13 protein-coding genes and 1 pseudogene are annotated in these 18,541 nt (G+C 68.9%); 8 read left to right on the top strand and 6 right to left on the bottom strand.

Annotated features, from left to right (window positions below):
- Positions 1-17: 17 nt before the first annotated feature.
- From QHF83_RS32270 to QHF83_RS32240, 7 genes are all read left to right on the top strand, one after another.
- Positions 18-782 carry a glutathione S-transferase gene (locus QHF83_RS32270; protein ID WP_282421846.1) on the top strand — a complete coding sequence of 255 codons (765 nt, stop codon included), beginning with the start codon at positions 18-20 and terminating at the stop codon, positions 780-782.
- A gap of 212 nt (positions 783-994) precedes the next feature.
- On the top strand, positions 995-2,341 hold the full coding sequence (locus tag QHF83_RS32265) for a restriction endonuclease (protein WP_282421845.1): 1,347 nt from the start codon (positions 995-997) through the stop codon (positions 2,339-2,341).
- A 476-nt stretch (positions 2,342-2,817) separates the two neighbouring features.
- A complete protein-coding gene (locus QHF83_RS32260) occupies positions 2,818-5,541 on the top strand; it encodes a bifunctional serine/threonine-protein kinase/ABC transporter substrate-binding protein (protein ID WP_282421844.1) in 2,724 nt (907 codons plus the stop codon).
- A 63-nt stretch (positions 5,542-5,604) separates the two neighbouring features.
- The gene (locus QHF83_RS32255; protein ID WP_282421843.1) at positions 5,605-7,272 is read left to right on the top strand and encodes a hypothetical protein; all 1,668 of its coding nucleotides are present in this window, start codon (positions 5,605-5,607) and stop codon (positions 7,270-7,272) included.
- A gap of 18 nt (positions 7,273-7,290) precedes the next feature.
- A complete protein-coding gene (locus QHF83_RS32250; RefSeq protein WP_282421842.1) occupies positions 7,291-8,355 on the top strand; it encodes an Ig-like domain-containing protein in 1,065 nt (354 codons plus the stop codon).
- An 80-nt stretch (positions 8,356-8,435) separates the two neighbouring features.
- Entirely contained in the window at positions 8,436-9,320 is an 885-nt protein-coding gene (locus tag QHF83_RS32245; RefSeq protein WP_282421841.1) for a phytanoyl-CoA dioxygenase family protein, read from the top strand.
- 7 nt (positions 9,321-9,327) lie between these two features.
- A complete protein-coding gene (locus QHF83_RS32240) occupies positions 9,328-10,092 on the top strand; it encodes a hypothetical protein (protein WP_282421840.1) in 765 nt (254 codons plus the stop codon).
- Between the two features lie 3 nt (positions 10,093-10,095).
- Here the strand turns inward: QHF83_RS32240 and QHF83_RS32235 are convergent, their stop codons facing one another.
- The 6 genes and pseudogenes from QHF83_RS32235 to QHF83_RS32210 all read right to left on the bottom strand — a co-directional run bounded on the left by QHF83_RS32235 (position 10,096) and on the right by QHF83_RS32210 (position 16,543).
- Positions 10,096-10,671, bottom strand: coding sequence for a cytochrome C (locus QHF83_RS32235; protein ID WP_282421839.1), 576 nt, complete (start codon positions 10,669-10,671; stop codon positions 10,096-10,098).
- A gap of 468 nt (positions 10,672-11,139) precedes the next feature.
- Positions 11,140-12,402, bottom strand: a complete 1,263-nt coding sequence (locus QHF83_RS32230; RefSeq protein WP_282421838.1) for a c-type cytochrome — start codon at positions 12,400-12,402, stop codon at positions 11,140-11,142.
- Between the two features lie 21 nt (positions 12,403-12,423).
- On the bottom strand, positions 12,424-13,083 hold the full coding sequence (locus QHF83_RS32225; protein WP_282421837.1) for a hypothetical protein: 660 nt from the start codon (positions 13,081-13,083) through the stop codon (positions 12,424-12,426).
- A gap of 184 nt (positions 13,084-13,267) precedes the next feature.
- A complete protein-coding gene (locus QHF83_RS32220) occupies positions 13,268-14,686 on the bottom strand; it encodes a tetratricopeptide repeat protein (protein WP_282421836.1) in 1,419 nt (472 codons plus the stop codon).
- 83 nt (positions 14,687-14,769) lie between these two features.
- Positions 14,770-14,997, bottom strand: a pseudogene (locus tag QHF83_RS32215) (SDR family NAD(P)-dependent oxidoreductase); the annotation flags it as partial.
- 28 nt (positions 14,998-15,025) lie between these two features.
- Positions 15,026-16,543, bottom strand: a complete 1,518-nt coding sequence (locus QHF83_RS32210) for an NAD(P)/FAD-dependent oxidoreductase (protein ID WP_282421834.1) — start codon at positions 16,541-16,543, stop codon at positions 15,026-15,028.
- 135 nt (positions 16,544-16,678) lie between these two features.
- On the opposite strand from QHF83_RS32210, the gene QHF83_RS32205 reads away from it, so the two are divergent.
- Positions 16,679-17,950, top strand: coding sequence for a PucR family transcriptional regulator (locus QHF83_RS32205; protein WP_348980488.1), 1,272 nt, complete (start codon positions 16,679-16,681; stop codon positions 17,948-17,950).
- The last annotated feature ends 591 nt before the right edge of the window (positions 17,951-18,541 follow it).

Raw genomic sequence — 18,541 nt, 5'->3', positions numbered from 1 at the left:
TACATGACGAGGACCAGATGCCATCCCCTCTGCTCGTCACGATCACGTTCAGCCACTACTGCGAGAAGGCTCGGTGGACGCTCGATCGCGCGGGCATCACGTACCGCGAATCGGGCCACCTTCCCGCGTTCCACATGCTCGCCGTGCGCCGCGCGGGCGGTCGTCGCAGCGCGCCCGCGCTCATCACGGACGAGGGCGCGCTCAACGACTCGACGGACATCGCCAGGTGGGCCGATCGCCGCGCGCCCGGCGCGCATCTGTACGGGAAAAACGACGCCGAGCGCCGGGAGATCGAGGCGCTCGAGGACCACTTCGACGAGAACTTCGGGCCGCACACCCGGCGCTTCATGTACTTCCACATGCTGCGCGACCGCGACCTCGTGCTCCGCCTCTCGGCCATGCAACCTGCGCCTGCGCTGGAGAAACGCCTGCTCCCGATCGTCTTCCCGGTCGTCCGCCCCGCGATGCGCCGGGCCATGCGCATCACGCCCGAGGGCGCCGAGCGCTCGCTCCGCAAAGTCGAGGCGGCGTTCGCCGAGGTCGGCAAGAAGCTCGAGGACGGTCGCCGTTACCTGGTCGGCGACGCGCTCACCATGGCGGACATCACGTTCGCGAGCCTCGCGGCGGTGGTCCTCGCCCCTCCGCAGTACGGCGCCCCCCTCTGCTCGATCGACGATCTCCCCCGGGAGCCCGTGGCCCACATGCGCGCCTGGCAGGAGCTGCCCGCGGGGAAGTTCGTCGCGAGGCTGTTCCGGGAAGACCGGGCCCCGCCGCGCCCTTGAACCGCGAATAGACGCGCGTCCGTATTCTCGGGACGAAATACTCCGATATCGTCATTCCCGTGTTGCGCGACGCGTTAGTCCCGCGTGCGTCGGAGTGGCAAAAATGCGCGCTCGTTCGTCGGATCCCGGACCGTCCTGACTGACAATCCGCACCACCCGTACCGGCGGGCATGGTAACGTCCGAATGCAAACGCTCTCTGGGGGGAGCTTTCATGCCACGCCGTTACCTCGTCATCCGCACCGATCGCACCCAGCGCGCATTCCTCACCCGCGAGCTCGAACAGGGCCGCCTGCGCCAGGGTTTTGGCTGGCGACGCGAGCACGATTTGCGGCTGCTGCGTGATCAAGTGCGCGCGGGAAAAAAGCTCACCGAGGAGGAGGCGAGCGTCTGGCGAAACAGGCGCCTGCTCGACACCGAGCCCGACGGCCTGAAGCCGGGCAACGTGCTCATCCTGCCGAACCTGCCCGAGCCAGGCCGCTGGGTGCTCGCGCGCGTGAAAGGCGGATACGATTTCGCGCCGATCGTCGCGCCGGGGCGAGAAGGCCCGGATTACGGTCATATCGTCGCCGTGGATCCGATCCGCACGCCGGGCGGGAAGATCGGCAGCATCGACGCGGAGAACACGCACGTCGACGCAGAGCTCCGCGCGACGATGCGAAACCTGTCGAGGATGTGGTCGATCGACGCGCTCGGCACCGCCGTGGAAGCGCTCGTCCACGCGATCGAGTCCGGCAAGGATACGTGGACGCCCGAGCCGGAGACCCAAAAAGCCGAAGGGTTCTTCACGGCCGTACGCGACGCGGCGTGGAAGCACATCCAGACGAAATACAAGGGCGCAGAGCTCGAGCACCTCGTGCACCACCTGTTCGTGTGCATCTACGAGGGCGGGCGCGTCGAGCAGTGGGGCGGGGCCGGGGAGAGGGGCACGGATCTCATCGTCTACACGCGGGATCCGCTGGGGATCGAATACAAGGTCGCCGTGCAGATCAAGCAAAACGACGGGCTCCACGACGACGAGCGCGCGCTCCGTCAGATCGAGCAAGCCAAGGAGCTGCACAAGATCGACGCCGGCGTCATCGTGACGACCGCCGAGGTGACGAGCGGAGCATTCGAGGAAAAATGCGCCGCACTCGAAGGCAGGCTCGGCATCGACATTCGCGTGATCGCGAGGGGCGAGCTCATCGAGCTCGTGATGAAGTACCTCGGGAAGGCCCAGATGACGGTCCGCGAGGCACTCAGCGATCTCCTCCGCGCGAGCACGGAGACGCCCGAGCCGCGAGAACACACGCCGGTCACGGATCGAGTCTACGACGAGCTGCAACGTCTACCCGAGCTCGAACGCCAGATCGCCGGGACGAAGGTGGCGCACCAGAACCGCGGCGGCGGCGTTCATTTGATCCGGATCGAATTGCCCCAGGAAATGCTGAGCGCCGTGGTCGAGCCCATCGCGCAGAGCATCGTGTCCTGTCTGCGCCGCATGGTCCCGAGCGCGAAATGTCAGCGAGGCAAATCCGGCACGAAATGGATGGTCGTGGATACCCTCCTCGAGCTCGCTTGACCGCAGCGTAGCGCCGGGGTTTCACCCCGGACCCCGACCAGGGGTTGTCCACCCCTGGACCCGGACCAGCGCAAGCGCTGGACTCGGGGTGGAAGAACTGCGCGATGCGCAGTTCTTCCAACGGGCCGGTTGGACCGCGTCGCCCATCGAAAGGGCAGCGCGGCTGTCTTGTCTTGCCTCGGCCTGTTCGATGAACTGCGCATCGCGCAGTTCATCGACAAACGGTCCAGCGCTTGCGCTGGTCCGGGTCCAGGGGCGGATAGCCCCGGTGGGGCCTGGGGCAACGCCCCAGCGAAACGGCTCCCAGATGAAAACCGCTGCCGCCAGGCGGTAACATTCCGCTGTTCACGTTCGTACACTTTTGAGGACCAAGGTCCTCCCTCCCCCGTGGATCCGACCGCGACCGACTCGACGTAGCGCATCGCGGCGAACCCCCCGTTCCGGAAATTCCCTGATCGGGTATCCTCCTTTCCGCCATGCCCCCGCCCTCTGCCCGCGAGCACGCCGCACGTCGTGTCGGCAAAACGCTCCGGGAGAAGTACCGCATCGAGCGCGTGCTCGGCGTGGGCGGCATGGCCACGGTCTACCTCGCCGTTCACCGCAACGGTCACCGGGTCGCCGTCAAGATCCTCCACCCCGAACTCTCCGCCAGCGTCACCCAGCGCGACCGCTTCGTCCGCGAAGGCTACGTCGCGAACCGGATCGAGCACCCCGGCGCCGTGCGCGTCCTCGACGACGACGTCTCCGACGACGGATGCCCGTTCCTCGTGATGGAGCTGCTCGAAGGCGAGACCCTCGACCAGCGGCGGAGGCGCGCAGGCGGGAAGCTCGCTTGCCGCGAGGTCCTCGTCATCGGCCACGCGCTCTGCGACGCGCTCGCGGCCGCGCACGACAAGGGCATCGTGCATCGCGACATCAAGCCGGAAAACGTGTTCATCACGTCCGACGGCATCCTCAAGATCCTCGACTTCGGCATCGCGCGCGTCGCCGACGAGGAAGGGGGCCCCGGCGGCGGCGTCGCCGGCACCCCCGCGTACATGCCGCCCGAGCAGGCCCTCGGGGATCGAGGCGCCATCGACGCGCGCACCGACCTCTGGGCCGCGGGCGCGACGATGTTCACGCTCATCACGGGCAGGCTCGTGCACGACGCGAGCCGCGCGACGGAGCTGCTCACGAGCACCGCGACCAAGCCCGCGCCGCGCCTCATCGACGTCGCGCCCGAGGTCCCGCGCGAGATCGCACGCGTCATCGACGAAGCCCTCGCGTACTCGCGGCACGACAGGTTCGAGGACGCGCGCGAGATGCGCGACGCGATCGGCATGGCCCACATGGCGGAGTACGGCGAGCCGCTCTCCGTCGTCGGACCTCGCAACAGCGGCAGCTCCCTCGCGTTCGCGCCGTCGTCGTCGAAGCGCATCTCGCTCCAGCCCGCCTCGGGACGCGTCGTCACGTCGCGGCCGCGGGCCGAGCTCGTGGAGACCGTGCTCGACGTACCCCCGCCGAACGAAGGCTCGCCGCGCCCGCCCTCGCTCGCGCCGGCGGCCGCGCCCGTCGACGGCGCGCCGCAGAACACGGTGAGCGAGCCTCTCTCCTCGCGGCCCACCGAGCAGCACCCTTCCCGGGCGCGCGCCGTGCTCATGATGTCGGCGGGCCTCGGCATGATCGCCACGCTCCTCGTGCTCTTCGTGGCCCGCGCGAAACACCTCGTGCTGACCGACGTGCCGCCGAGCCCTCCGAACCCCGCGCCGCGCCCCGCGTGCGTGACGAACGCCGACTGCGCGATCCCGGGCGGCGACAAGCACGCGATCTGCCGCAAGGACCGCGGCGCCTGCGTCACGCTCGAGACCGATCAGTGCCGCGTCCTCGCCGACGACCGCGACGTCGGGAACGACGCCACGATCTGGATCGGCGCGATGTACCCGCACGACGAGAAGAAGGGCACGCCGTACGGCCGGCAAGCCGCGCGCGCCGTGGACCTCGCCCGGCGCGATTTCGCGAGCCTCACCGGCGGCCTGCCGCCCGCGAGCGGCGCGGGAAAACCTCGCCCGATCGGCATCGTCCTCTGCGACGACACCGAGGCGGCCGAGCGCGCGGCCTCGCACCTCGTCGACGACATCGGCGTGCCCGCGGTCCTCGGCTTCGCGCGCAGCAAGGAGGTCCTCGACCTCGCGAGCTCCCACTTCCTGCCGAAGGGCGTGCTCGCGCTCGCCTCGAACACGGCCTCGATGCTCACGGAGATCTCGCACGCGCCGGACGAAGCGCGCCTCGTCTTGCGCGTGACCACGAGCGCGACCATGTCCACGCCCGCGAAGGCCGCGTTCCTCGAGAACGTGCTCGAGCCGGAGATCCGCAAGCGCCCCGGGATCCTTCGCCCGGACGAGGCCTTACGCGTCGCCATCGTCCGCGTCGACAACGCCTCCGGCGTGAGCCACGCGGACAAACTCGTCTCGGCCTTGCGCTGGAACGGCAAGAGCGCCCATGAGAACGGCGACGATCTGCGCCAGTTCGTGGTGAAGGACGAGCTCTCCGGATCGCAGACGGGCGACGCGGTCGCGCCCTTGATCGAGTCGATCGGCGCGTTCGCGCCGCACGTCGTCTTCGAGGCCGGCGCGGGCGCGCAGTTCTTCGTCGAGCTCGAGCGACGCTGGCCGAAGAACCTCCGCTTCCGGCCGCATTACGTCATGTCGGGTTCGCTCGCCTCGGACGACTTCTTGAAGCTCGTCGCCGAGCGCCCGGACGCCTCGCGGAGGCTGCTCAGCGTCGACGCCGCGATGAACCCCGCGCTCGCGAAGTTCGTCGTGCACCACAACGAAATCTTCCCCGACAAGGTCACGCCGTACGACTCGACGAGCGCGCCGTACGACGCGTTTTACGCCGTCGCGTACGCCGCGCTCGCGCTGGGCGACGAGCCCATCACGGGCCGGGGGCTCGCGCGCGCCGTGCGCCGCCTCGTGCCCCCGGGCGAGCCGGTCGAGGTCGGCCAGGGCGGGATCTACACGGCGCTCAAGGTCCTACGCGGCGGTAAAAATATCGACCTGACGGGCGCGCAGACCTCGCTCGACTTCGATCCGGAGACCGGCGACGCGACCGTTGATTTCGCCGTGTATTGCCTCGATCCGAAGCGCCGCGTCGCGGCCGAGTCGGGCCTCGTCTACCGCGCGAAGACCGGCAAGCTCGAAGGCGCGATGCGCTGTCCTTGACGGATGCGGCAAGGCGTTGCGCCTGTGGGCCGAGTGCGGATACCGTGCGGATCTCCCCGCACCATGCGAACGCCCGCCGCCCTCTTCGCCTCGCTCCCTTCGGCCCTCGCCCTCTCGCTCGCGCTCTTCTCGGGCGACGCGCACGCGCAAACCACCGAGGCGTGGACGGATCCGGACCCGAAGGGCCAGGGGACGCGATACGCGCTCGACAAGTTCGGCTTCCGCGCCGGCGCCGAGTATCGCGCGAACCTGCTCTACGTGAACCCGATCGCGCTGAACAGCGAGTCGAACCGGCGCGTGAGCTGGATCGAGCACCGCCTGCGCCTCGACGTCGGCGTCGACTACCTCGACAAGGTGCGCCTCTACGCCTCGGCCGACATGCTCGACGGCGTGCTCTGGGGCGACAACGGCACGCTCGCCGACGGCCCCAAGCCGAACTTCGGGACGAACATCAACGCCCGGAGCCCCAACGTCACCACGCCCTGCGTCGGCCTGCGCGGGTCCGACCCTTTGAACGCCGACGATTACGGCTACACGCTCTGCTCGCAGGAGCAGATCCGCTTCCGCAAGGCCTACGGCGACGTCGTGCTCCCGATCGGGCTGCTCCGCGTGGGCCGCCAGTCCGCGAACAACGGCATGGGCATCCAGGCCGCGGACGGCGACGGCAGGACGAACCGCTTCGGCTTCAGCCGGCAAGGCAACCTCGTCGATCGTGTCCTCTTCGCGACCAAGCCCCTCGAGGCCTTCAAGCCCAAGGAGGAGCGCGACACCTCGGAGAACCGCGGGGTCATCCTCGCGCTCGCCTACGATCGCTGGGTCACCGACAGCGTGCAGCTCTTCGCCGACGATGTGCAGCAGGTCGACGTCGCCGTCCGTTACCTCGCGCCGAACCTCGGCCCCGCCCGCGACGTCTTCGTCGGCGGCTACTACGTGCATCGCTGGGACGACGCGAACAGCTCCAGCATCAACAGCTTCGGCCTGAAGGCGATGGGGCGCATCGGCGACTTCCACCTCACCGCCGAGGGCGCGATGAACGTCGGCTCGACCCGCGAGATCGCCCTGGCGAACAGCTACATCTCGAACGATCCCGTCGTCGATCAGCGCATCCTCCAGGGCGGCGCGCGCGCGGTCGTCCGCTACGACAAGCCCCTCTACACCGCGTACCTCGAGTTCGATTACGCCTCGGGTGACGCCGATCCGAACAACCGCACGCCGCTCACGCAGTTCGTCTTCGCCGAGGACGCGAACGTGGGCCTCTTGCTCTTCGAGCACGTCCTCGCCTTCCAGACCGCGCGCGTCGCGGCCGCGGGCACCGAGCTCTTGAATCGCCTCGGCGCCCCGAGTTTTCCCTCGGACTCGGTGTACAACCGCGGCGCCTTCACGAACGCGATCGCGATCTTCCCGCAGTTCGACATCCGCCCGATCCGCGGCCTCACGCTGCGCGGCGGCGCGCTCTTCGCGTTCGCGGCCGAGCCCGTCGTCGATCCGGTGAACTCGCTCCTCGCCCGCGACGGCCTCACGATCGAGGACGACCTCGTCAACTTCGCCGGCGGCAAGCCCGGCCGTTACTACGGCACCGAGCTCGACGGGCGCATCTCCTACCGCTACCTCGATCACTTCCTCTTCGACTTCGAGGCCGCGGTGCTCTTCCCCGGCGACGCCCTCCGGAACGAGGACGGCTACGCGGTGCGCAGCGTCCTCCTCCAGGGTCGCACCACGTTTTTCTTCTAGATCGCGCGGAGCACGGACATGCGACGTCTTCCTCTCTCGCTCCTCTTGCTCTCGCTCGTGGCCCCGCTCGGCGCCGGCTGCGAGCTCTACGATGGTCCCCCGCAGCCGCGCATCGTGGGCGCCGAAGACGGCGTGCTCGAAGACGCGACGGCGCCGATCGTCCTCGCGTTCTCCGAGCCCGTCGATCCCGCGACGCTCCACGTCTCCATCGTTCGCCTCGAGACCGACGTGGAGGGCAACCTCCTCGACGAGGACACCGATCCCGAGAGCACGCCCGAGGAGTTCTTCTCGTTCTCGACGGCCCTCACCACGGGCGGCACGGCCGAGCTCGTGGACGCGAACGCGACGCTCGTGATCAAGCCGAGCGCGCCCTTGCCCGTCGGACCCAAGCTCGCGCTCGTGATCGAGGACGGCCTCAGCGACGTCGCGGGCAACCTCACGACGGTCCGCAAGCGCCTGCTCTTCGGCTATTCGTTCAAGCTCGAGTGCGACAAACCCTCGACGATCTTCCCGACCGGAAAGTACTTCCTGCTCGCGGACATCGAGAAGCCGCTGCAGACGCAGGTCCAGCTCTGGGCCTCGTTCCACGTCGACCCCGCGACGGGGCGCGTGCGCGGGCAAGCCACGAACGCCGATCGCGACAAGACCCAGGTTTGTCCGATGTCGTGCAAGAGCAGCGAGGTCTGCCGACTCCTGCCCGAGCCCCAGTGCGTCGCGCCCTCCGAGCGCGCGGGCACGCCGGACGAGCACTCGGATTACGTGCCGTATGGCACGCCGCCGACCGGATATTCGTTCACGATCGACGGCTGCGCCGTGGACCAGCCCGGGGGCAAGGTCGTGTTCGCCACCGCGCCCACGGACGTCGTGGTGCAGGTCCCGCCGGTCACCCTGCGCAACGTCACGCTCACGGCCGAGTTCGCCCCGGACGCGAACGGCGTGCTCCGCGGCACGGGCACGCTGGCGGCGGACACGGTGCTCATCGGCACGACGGCGAGCGGCAAGGGCGAAGGAAACCTCTTCGGCCGGCTCGTCTCCGCGGACGAGGCGCCCCCGGACATCCCGGAGCCGCCGCCCGCCCCCTGAAGGGCGGATCGTACCGTGTCCGATTCGTGGCACGGCCCGCGCAGAGCGCCGGCCGGGAAATTTGGTAGAGAGCCGAGACCATGACCACGACGACCATCGAAGCTCCCGACGCCCCGGTGAAACCGACGAGCGCGGCCGCGATGCCGCCGATGAACCGCTGCATCGACATGCCGCGCTTCGAGCTCGGCGAGCGGCTGACGCCCGAGCAGGTCGAGTTCCTCGACACGTTCGGGTTCATCCGCTTCAAGGGCTTCCTGCCGCGCGCCGAGGTGGCGAAGCTCGTGGAAGAGGTCGAGGCCATCGACGCGCGCCTCGTGGCCGAGGGGCGGACGGTCATCAACGGCGTGCCGCTCATCGTCGGCAAGCGCAAGGACGGCCGCGCCTTCGTGCAGCGCATGTGCTTTTCGTCGCTCTTCGGCGAGCGGCTGCACGCGTTCCTGCAGGATCCGCGCTTCAAGGCGATCCTGGAGATCGCGGGCCCCGGGTATCGCATCGGCGAACGGGAGCGGGACGGGCTCGTCATCAACCATTACCGCCGCGAGGAGGGATCGAGCTACAAGCGGCTCGGCTGGCACACGGACAGCCTGCGCGATCTCTTCTATTTCGAGATGCCGCGGCGCTACCTGAACGTCGGGTTTTACCTGGACGACTCGCCCATCGAGAAGGGCGGGGTGCGGCTGATTCCGTTCTCGCACCAGCAGGGGCTCTGGCCGATGCTGACGCGGAAGGCGCATTTCATGGATACGGACGCGGATCCGGCCGAATATGCGCTCGTGGCCGAGGCGGGGGATCTGACGATCCACGACGGCCGCATCTGGCATCGGGTCGCGGAGGCGAGCGCGACGGGCGACGCGAGCCAGCGGCGCGTGATGTACGTGCCCCTGATGGAGGGGCCGGAGAAATTGAAGGACGAGAACAGCCCGACGCCGGTCTACTTCCGGTTGCGGCGATTCGCGCGGTTCTGAGGCGCGCATGACGCCGCGGCGCACGGATTCCCCGATCCAGCTCCTCGCCCGCGCGGCGGGGAGCCCCGCGGCGATGGCCGGGAAGATCGCCCGTTTCGGCGGGAACCTCGCGGCGTACGGCAAGGGCCGCGACCTCGACGCGCGCCTCTCGCGGCTCCTCGAGGCGGGCGTCATCGAAGCAGCGCCGACGCGGATCCAGCTCATCGTGGGCGCGATCGACATGCTGCGGTTCTGGATCTCGCCCGCCTCGTCCGAGTATTACCAGCGCGTCGGCATCGACTACACGTTCCACCAGATCCTGCGTTTCCTCGAGGAGCCGGCCTCGCTCGCGGATCCGGTCGGCTTTTTCAGCACCCGGGACAACGTGATCGGCCACCTCATGCAGGTCGTGCACGCGAACCCGCGGTACGATCTGGAGCTGCTCACGATGTGGGACGACGGCCTCGCCGAGCTCGAAGGGCAGGTCGAATCGATGATCGCCGGAACGCACCCGCGTGGTGAGGCCATCGCGGCGATCGTGGAGGAGCCCGATTATCACGCGCGGCTGCTCGATTACGTACGTGTCTTTCGCGAGGACCCGGCCGCGCCCCCTCCCCTGCGCGCGAACGTGGAAGGAAACGCTCGCTGGGAGGATCTCGAGCGCACGTTCGGCTCGCTCCGGACCTCGATGCGGTACTTTTGCCGGTTGCCGGCGGATCCACTCGCGGCAGCGCGGCACCTCTTCACGGTGAAGGAATTCCCGCGGCACCTCGGGGAGCCGAGGCCGGGCTGAAGCTCATTGCCCCGGGCCGGTGCACGTGCCCGGCTGCGCGGTCGGGATGGCGCGCAGGTATTCGTACATGGCGACGAGATCCTCGTCGGCCATGACCCTGTAAAGGGGCCAGGGCATGATCTGGAGGGTCCGGTTCGGGTCGTCCGGATCCTTCCCCGTGCGCATGGCCGAGGTGAATTGCTCGCGCGTGAGCCCGCCGGGCAAACCATTCGTGTCCGGCGCGAGGCTCGGCGCCGTTATGTTCTGGCCCAGAGGCCCGAAGGACACGCCACCCGCGAGGTAATGCGCGGCGTCGAGGCGGCCGCGACCGCCGGTGAACGGGGATTCGCCGGGCGAATACGTCGGACAACTATGGCAATCGACGCACGCGGACGCGGCGTTCACGTAATAACTCCCGAGCCCGACGACGGCCCAGTCCGCGTTCTCCAGCTTGAGCGGCACGGGGGCGATGTTCAGCCCGATCTCGGCCCGTGCATCGAGCGGCGCGGGCGCCTCTCCCGGCTCTCCGGTTCCCGTCACCTCGACGCACGAGACGAGCAGCCCCGAAAAGCCGAGCATGATGAACGTTCGCCGATGCATGGATGAACGCCTCCCCCGGATCCGCGCCAGACGCGCCGTCCGCATCCGCCCATGCAAGCGGGGCGCCCGTCCGCCCGTGCGCACGCGGCACGTGATGCCGCTGGCCCCCCGGGGTCCGTCAACGGGGGCCGCCGCGCCGGGGCGCTGCCCCGGACCCCGCGGGGGCTATCCGCCCCTCGACCCGGACCAGGGCAAGCCCTGGACCTCAGGGGGAAAACCTGCGCTCCGCGCAGGTTTTCCCACGGGCCGGTAGGACCGCCCCGCCCGTCGAGACGTCAGCGCTGCTGCCTTGGTTGGCAGGGCCGTCGCCGGTCTTGAACCCCCGGCTCGTTCGATGAACTGCGCGGAGCGCAGTTCATCGACCCCGGGTCCAGCGCTTGCGCTGGTCCGGGTCCAGGGGCGGACAGCCCCTGGTGGGGCCTGGGGCAACGCCCCAGCGCAGCGCCCCCACGTCTCGCAATCGAGGGATCATTGCGGCCTGCCCTGCGCGATCCAGGTCTCGACGAGCTGGATGTCCTCGGGCGTGACGGGCGGCAGCGCGAGTGGCATTCCGCGGACGACCGGGTCGGTTTGTCCTGCCTCCTCGCGATACCGGGCGAGCATGGCATACACGAGGCGCGGCGTGCCGTCGGGCATCGGCGAGAAGATGCTGCGGCGCTCGCCCTTGTCGTCGACGTAGCCGGCCTGGATGCCCTCGTATTCGGCGAGGTTCAGGCCGCGGGGCCGATAGCCGAAGCCGCCCGTGTTTCCCGGTCCGCCGTCGCCGATCGCGTAATCGGGTTCGGCGTGGCAATGCCAGCAGGTGTTGCGGAAGACGCGGCGGCTGACCTCCTCGTACGTCACCTTGCGGTCGAGCACGGGCAAGCGCGGCGGAATGATCTTGGCGATCTTCGGGGCGAGATCGGCGCGCAGGAGGAAGGCCGCGAGGTCGCGCTCCTCGTCGGGCGAGAGCGGCGTCTTCGGCATGAGCGTGTCGGGCTTTTGCGCCTTCGGGTCGGCGAGCCAGCGGACGAGCTCGCCGGGGGCCATGCGATCGCGGACGTACCGCAGATCCGGCGCGAGCGCGCGGGCCATGCGCTCGCCTTTCCCTTCGAGGTCGGCCACGCCGGCCGGGAGCGCGGCGCGCGGGGCGCCGGTGTATTCGTGGCACTGGCGACAGCCCTTCGCCTCGAAGAGCGCGCTTCCCTTCTCGATGCTCGCGCCTTCGAGCGCGACTGCCGGGGCCGGCGTCGCCGTGGACGTGAGCCACGCGGCGACGTCACGCGCCTCCTCCAGGGTGATCTCGAGGCGCGGCATCGTCGTATCGAGGTGCGGGCGGACGTCGTGCGGCTCGAGCAGGAACTTCTCGATGAAGCCGCGACGCAATCGGCCGCCGAGGTTCGCGAGCGACGGGGTCTCGCGGAAATGGACGATGGTCTTTTGCCACTTCGAGAGCGTGCTCGCCGAGGCCTGGTACGTGCCGGCGTGAATCTCCTGGTGGCAGCGGACGCAATCCTGATCGAGCTTGGGTTGTTCGAGGCCGGTGCCCTCGTGGCAGCGGTTGCACTCGAACTTGGCGACGAGGGTTTTTCCCTTTGCGGGATCGCCGGGCGGCGGTTCGGGGGCTTGGGCTTGCGCGAGCGTGGTCGTGCTCGCGGAGGGAGCGGGCGGAGGTGCCTCCGCGCGCTCGTCCTTGCGACAGCCAAGGAGGAGGAGGACCAGACCGACGACAAGGACGAGCGCGCGGGGCACGGATGAAATCCTTTCGAGCGGCTAGCTCTGGCCTCCCTGGCTCGTGGGGACCTGGCAGATCGCGCTGTCCTTGGCCATCGTGTTGCAGCGCTGGACGGCGGCGTCGCGGGCGGTCTGGTTGCCCGCCTCGTGCTGGAGGCGGCCAAGGGCGGCGTAGCCCTGCGGCGTGGCCATGAGGTCGCGGTCGGCGAGGCCCTGGAGCAAGCTGCGCGCCTCGTCCTTGCGTCCGTCGACCTTGGCGAGCGCCTCGCCGAGATCCGTGTCGACGGAAGGATCGTTCTTGCGCTGCTCGCGGAGCCGCTCGAGCGCCGCGACGGCCCAGGCGACGTTCTTGGCGCGCTGCTCGGGCGTCTTGCCGCGCCAGGTCGGGTCGAGGTCGATGCCGCCGTCGGCGCGGACGAGGGCGACGGCGAGGGTGCGCTGCGCGCGCTGGAGCATGCCGTCCTTGCCCGGGTTGATGCTGCGGATCTCGGGGAACATGCGCACGATCGACTGGGCCGAGGCCACGATCTTGCCGTCACGCATGGTCTTCTCGGCGCTCGCGAGGCCCTGGATGCGGTGGTCGATCTCGGGGATGAAGACGTCGCCGCAAGCCGCCGCGTCGTTCGAGACGGCCGGAATGGCGGCGAGGGCAGCGAGACCGAGGGCAAAACGAACGGCGAGACCCTTGATGGTGAGCATCGTAACCTCCTCTGGCAGAACGAGCGGTTCAACCCGGGTATCGGGGCGGGTGGTTCTTCTGTGACAGCGGCCGGCGAAAAAAGTTTTGCGAGAAATTCGACGGCGGCGAGCGTGGGGTTCGGGGCGAAGGGCGGCCCCGAGCGTTGAACGACAAACGCCGTTCGGGGGCGGGATCTTTCAGGGGTCAGGCCGAAGGAAGCGAGGCGAGCGAGAGGCGGGCGACGGCGGCGAAGAGGAGGTTTCCGTCGAGGTCGATGGCGTCGCGGTAGAGGCGAATGCGCTCGGCCGGATCGTCGACGAGGTTGCCGAGCTTGACGAGGAGCTGGGTGCGGACGTCGGGCTCCTCGGCGATGTCGAGGCCGCGGCGATAGGCAGCGCGCGCTTCGAGGGATTTGCGCTGCGCCGCGAGGGCGTCGCCGAGGGCGACGTGGAGCAAACCGAGGTCGGTCTTCGCGAGGGCCTCGCGGGCGCGGCGGATTTTTTCGGTGGGGTCGAGGTCGGGGCGATCGAACTCGGTGACCACGGCGAAGAGGCCCGGGTCGAGGGTGCCGGCGGAAACCCGCTCGGCGAGGTAGCGGTAGGCGCGGCAGCGGAACCAGCCGGGGGCGAGTTCTTCGGTTTTGCGGAAGAGCTCCGCGGCCTCGGTCGCGCGGCCCATGAAGAGGCACGTGACGCCGGCCTGGTAGACCGGTGAGGGGTCGTGTCGATCGGCGACGGCGGCGCGGCGGAAGGCTTCGAGGGCGCGGACGAACTCACCGGCGGCGCCGAGGCGCTCGCCTTCCTCGGTGGCGATGGACGCGGCACGGAGCTCGGGGCGGTTGCGCTCGTAGATGAACTGGACGGAGCCCTGGAGGCCGCCGAGCTCGTCGATCTCGGCGGGCTTGCCGTCGACGAGGGCGACGACGCGGCACCGCGGCTCGCCGGCCCGGACGCGCTCGGCGCGGCGGCGGAAGGCGCGAGCCTCGTCGGCGTCGGCGAGTCGGTCGAGGACGGAGGCGATTCGCTCGGCGGTGGCGGCAGCCTCGGCTATGTCGCCGAGGTAGCGGCGGACCTCGAAGAGGGAGAAGAGGGCAGCGAGGGCGCCCTGGTCGTCGCCCGACTCTTCACAGAGGGCGAGGGTCTGCTCGAAGGGGGCGCGGGCCTCGGCGACGCGGCCGGTGTGGAAGAGGCACTCGCCGAGGCGGCCCGTGAGCATGGCCTGATGGCCGCTCTTGTGGCCAGAGGCCTCGGCGAGGGCGGCGCGGGCCTTGGCTTCGGCCTCGGCATAACGGCCCTCGGCGGTGAGGGCGTCGATGTCGGCCAGGGCCTGTTCGAGGCGCCGGAGGAGGGCCTGGGTGTCCTCGGGGACGGTGGTGAGGGCGGCGAAGAGTTCGGGGCGGCCTCGCATGGCGGCCATGTGCTGGGCGACGGAGGTCATGCCCTGGATGTACCAACGCAGCCGGGGGCCTTCGCGATACGGCTCGGGGACGGTGCGCCAGCCGGGGAAGGCGTCGCAGATGGCTTGCTCGTGCGCCTCGCAGAGGGAGGAGAGGCGGTCGAGGTCGCCTTCGTCGACAGCGTCGAAGAGGGCCTCGCGGAGGGCGTCGGAGGAGAGCGGCTGCATCAGGCGGGAAGGTAGTCGAGGGGGGACGGGAGCGGAAGCGGGAGCGCGTGCACGAGGCGGGGGCGGAGGCGCGCGCGCGCGAGCTCCCTGGCGTACGCGCCGAACGCGTCGCGGTTGCTGACGTCGAGAAGAGCCGCGTGGACCTCGGCGTGCAGCGAGGTGACCTTCTCGACCGTCTCGGCGAGCCCGGCTTCGTTCACGTCGGACAGCGCGAGGCGTGCGCCGCGCTTCGCGAGCTCGATGGCGAGCGCGTGGCCAATGCCGGAGCCTGCGCCGGTCACGACGGCGACCTTGCCGCGGAGGGTGCTCATCTCGTTTCTCCCATGGATTGCAGGATGCTCATACCGTCAGCTTCGGCTCGGACGCGATGGCGGGGCGGACATGGGAGAAAAACCGCAGGTTCTGGTCCTCCACCGAGTCCTCCCGCAACAGCTTGGTGTCGGAGTGGTAGTCCATCGACATCAGCCACGGGGCTCGGTCGCCCTGGCGTGGCAATTCGTGGATCGACCGCTGCACGTAGCCGGCGGCGAAGTCGAGCAACGGCCGGGTCGGCATCGTCGGATCGCGGGGCTCGGGACGGCAGATGGTGTGGCCGTGTTCGTCCATGTACCGGAGCAGGCGGCAGAAGTGCTCGCACAGCAGGCCGATTTTGAGCGTCCAGGAGGAGTTGGTGTAGCCGATGGCGAATGCGAAGTTCGGGACGCCGTCGAGCATCATGCCCTTGAAAGCCACCTTGTCCGAGAGGTGCACCGGCGCGCCGTCCACGGTCAGCGCAATGCCGCCGCACACCTGGAGCTTCAACCCGGTGGCGGTCACGATGATGTCGGCTTCGAGCTCCCGGCCCGACTTCAGCTCGATGCCCCGCTCGGTGAAGGTCTCGATCGCGTCGGTGACCACCGACGCGCGGCCGCCGCGAATGGCCTTGAAGAGGTCCGCGTCCGGGACCGCGCACAGCCGCTGGTCCCACGGGTCGTAAGGAGGGTTGAAGTGCTCGTCGACCGGATACCCCTTCGGAAGCTGCTTTGCGTTGATGTACCGGATCAGGCGCCGAGCCGTACGCGGGTAACTCTGACAGAATCGCCAGATCGCGCGCTGCATCGCAATGTTCTTCCGCCGCGTGAACCGATAGGCCTGGTCTCGAGGGAGGATCCTCCGCAGAAGGTTTGCAATGGCATCCTCGGAGGGCTGGGGCAGGATATAGGTGGGCGTGCGTTGCAGCATCGTCACGTGCGCGGCCGTCTCGGCCATGGCCGGCACCAGGGTGACGGCGGTCGCGCCGCTTCCGATGACGACGACGCGCTTGCCGGCGTAGTCGAGGTCCTCGGGCCAGTGCTGCGGATGGACGATTCGTCCCCCGAATCGCTCGGTGCCCTCGAACCGAGGCGTGTATCCCTCGTCGTAGCGGTAGTAGCCGCCGGCGCAGAAGAGCCACCGGCACGTGATCGTCAGGCGCTCGCCGGTGTCGGAGCGCTCGATGTCGACCACCCACCGTGCGTCGTCGCTGGACCAGGCTGCGGCGAGCACCTTGTGGTGGAATCGGACCTTGCGATCGATCCCATTCTCGGCTGCGGTCTCGCGCAGGTAAGCGAGGATGGCGTCCGCACCGGCGATCGCTTTGTCGCTCTCCCAGGGCTTGAAGGCATAGCCGAACGTGTGCAGGTCCGAGTCGGAGCGGATGCCGGGATAGCGGAATAGATCCCACGTGCCGCCGAGAGCGCCGCGGGCCTCGAGGATCGCGTACGACTTCGACGGGTGCTCCCTCTGCAGGTAATAGGCCGCGCCGATGCCCGAGATGCCAGCGCCGACGATCAACACCTCGACGTGTTCGGGGACGGCTGTGACGCGCTTCGTGGACATCGTGTGCTCCATGGCTCGGCCGGGAAAAAGCCGCCTGGGTCGATGCCCAGGGCGGTGCAACGACACGAACATGGAGAAAAAGCCCTTGTGCTGCAAGGTGCATACCGCACCAAACTTCACTAGGCTTGGTGCAGGATGCACCCTCCGGATGACGAGCCAGTCGCGTGGCCGTGGCCGCGCCCATCGAAGCGTGTGCGCGAGTTGATCCGGCGCGGCGCCGAGATGGCCCTGAACGCGCCACCGGAGTGGCTCGAGGAGGTCGACAGGGCGACGCTGTCGATCAGGAACATGAAGGTCGTCGCCGATGACCCGGTGCTCGCGGCGGCCATGCGCAGAACGAACCGCGCGAACCTCCTCCACTGGGCGGCGGCGAACCTGCGTGACCCGGGAGCTCCGGTCGCGCCCAACCTCCACGCCGAATCGCTCCGCACCGCCCGCGACCTCGTGCGTCGCGGGGTGACCGAGTCCTCGCTGCACGCCTACCGCACCGGGCAAAACGCGGCCTGGCTCCGGTGGATGTCGGTGGCCTTCGAGCTGACCTCCGATCCGGACGAGCTGCGCGAGCTGCTCGATATCTCGGCCCGCTCCATCTCCTCGTTCATCGACGCGACGATCGCGAGCATCTCCGCCCAGATGGATGCGGAGCGTGACGAGCTGACCCGCGGCACCCACGCCGAGCGCCGCGAGGTCGTGGCGCTCCTCCTGAACGGCGCGCCCATCAGCCCCCAGAATGCCTCCCAGCGGCTCGGCTACCAGCTCGACCAGACGCACCGAGCGGCCATCGTCTGGAGCGACGAGACAGAGTCCGACCTCGGCTCCCTCGAAAACGCGGCCGACGCCCTGGCCCGCGCCGCCAGCGCGGAGCGGCCCCTGGTCGTCGTGGCCAGCGCGGCGACGCTGTGGGTCTGGGTGTCAGAAACGGCCGAACCAGACCTCGAGCGACTGCGCGCTGCGACACGAGCGCTGCCAGGCGTCCGCATCGCGCTCGGATCCAGAAGTCGCGGAATCGAGGGCTTTCGTCGGAGCCACCTCGACGCCCTCACCACCCAGCGCATGGTCGCCCGCCTGCGTTCCGATCAGCGCATCGTCAGCTTCGATAGGGTCCGACTCGTCGCGTTGGTCACCCACGACCCAGAAGGCGCGGACCAGTTCGTCAAGTACACCCTGGGTGACTTCGAAACTGCCAGCCCGGAGCTAAGGCGCTCCCTGCTGACGTTCCTCGAAGAAGGGTGCAACGCCTCCCGCACAGCGGCGCGCCTCCGCACCCACCGCAATACCCTGCTCCGCCGGCTGGCGCGTGCCGAAGAACTCCTCCCGCGACCTCTAGAGCATAACCGCGTGCACGTTGCCGTCGCACTCGAGGTGCTTTACTGGCGATCGAGCGGGCGGGACGCGCAGTCGACCTGACACACGAGCGCGCCAACATTACCAGTGGAGAGGTCAGCGTCGCTGCCGTGGTGGGTAGGGTCGCTCCTGGTGTCGCGAGGAACTGCGCATCGTGCAGCTCCTCGACAAACGGTCCAGCACCAAAGCCGAACCCCTCGGAGCATTTCGGCTTCTCTCTCTCGCTCCTTACCTATGGACTCCTCCTCGCTGCGCGGGGCCGTTGCCGTGGGAATCGTGCTTCATCGTTGGTCCACTCCAACGGGAGCCTCCTCTCGGCTTGGGCGAGTGTACAACATGACCGGCAGGCGAACCGCTTTCGTCCTGACCGGCGCGTGGTCCATGTGTCAGGTGCATGGTCAAGGTAAATGTTGTAAACAGCTCTTTGGGTTCGAATCCGAGCTCGCGAAGTTCTACCCCATAGCTTGTTTTTCGCCGTGAACCCTTGCGCCTCATATTGTTCCGTGGTACCCCTCGCTCCGTTTTGAACGAGATGGATCCGTAAGCCAAGGAAGGTCATGTGGGGCGCCACGATGGAGGAGCCGTACATGTCTCTCGTTCTGGCTCCGAGGTTCCCCTCCCTTCACCACGGCGGTATGACAAGGAACGGCATCG

Source organism: Polyangium sp. 15x6, assembly GCF_029960785.1.
GTDB lineage: Bacteria > Myxococcota_A > Polyangia > Polyangiales > Polyangiaceae > Polyangium.
Note: the sequence above shows the minus strand (reverse complement) of the source record. Positions and strands in the feature narration are given on the sequence as shown.

Excerpts from the sequence above, each read along its gene's own strand:
- QHF83_RS32220 (WP_282421836.1), bottom strand. The coding sequence starts at position 14,686 with ATGCAGCCGCTCTCCTCCGACGCCCTCCGCGAGGCCCTCTTCGACGCT.
- QHF83_RS32250 (WP_282421842.1), top strand. The coding sequence starts at position 7,291 with ATGCGACGTCTTCCTCTCTCGCTCCTCTTGCTCTCGCTCGTGGCCCCG.
- QHF83_RS32225 (WP_282421837.1), bottom strand. The coding sequence starts at position 13,083 with ATGCTCACCATCAAGGGTCTCGCCGTTCGTTTTGCCCTCGGTCTCGCT.
- QHF83_RS32265 (WP_282421845.1), top strand. The coding sequence starts at position 995 with ATGCCACGCCGTTACCTCGTCATCCGCACCGATCGCACCCAGCGCGCA.
- QHF83_RS32260 (WP_282421844.1), top strand. The coding sequence starts at position 2,818 with ATGCCCCCGCCCTCTGCCCGCGAGCACGCCGCACGTCGTGTCGGCAAA.
- QHF83_RS32240 (WP_282421840.1), top strand. The coding sequence starts at position 9,328 with ATGACGCCGCGGCGCACGGATTCCCCGATCCAGCTCCTCGCCCGCGCG.
- QHF83_RS32270 (WP_282421846.1), top strand. The coding sequence starts at position 18 with ATGCCATCCCCTCTGCTCGTCACGATCACGTTCAGCCACTACTGCGAG.
- QHF83_RS32245 (WP_282421841.1), top strand. The coding sequence starts at position 8,436 with ATGACCACGACGACCATCGAAGCTCCCGACGCCCCGGTGAAACCGACG.
- QHF83_RS32210 (WP_282421834.1), bottom strand. The coding sequence starts at position 16,543 with ATGTCCACGAAGCGCGTCACAGCCGTCCCCGAACACGTCGAGGTGTTG.
- QHF83_RS32235 (WP_282421839.1), bottom strand. The coding sequence starts at position 10,671 with ATGCATCGGCGAACGTTCATCATGCTCGGCTTTTCGGGGCTGCTCGTC.
- QHF83_RS32205 (WP_348980488.1), top strand. The coding sequence starts at position 16,679 with ATGCACCCTCCGGATGACGAGCCAGTCGCGTGGCCGTGGCCGCGCCCA.
- QHF83_RS32255 (WP_282421843.1), top strand. The coding sequence starts at position 5,605 with ATGCGAACGCCCGCCGCCCTCTTCGCCTCGCTCCCTTCGGCCCTCGCC.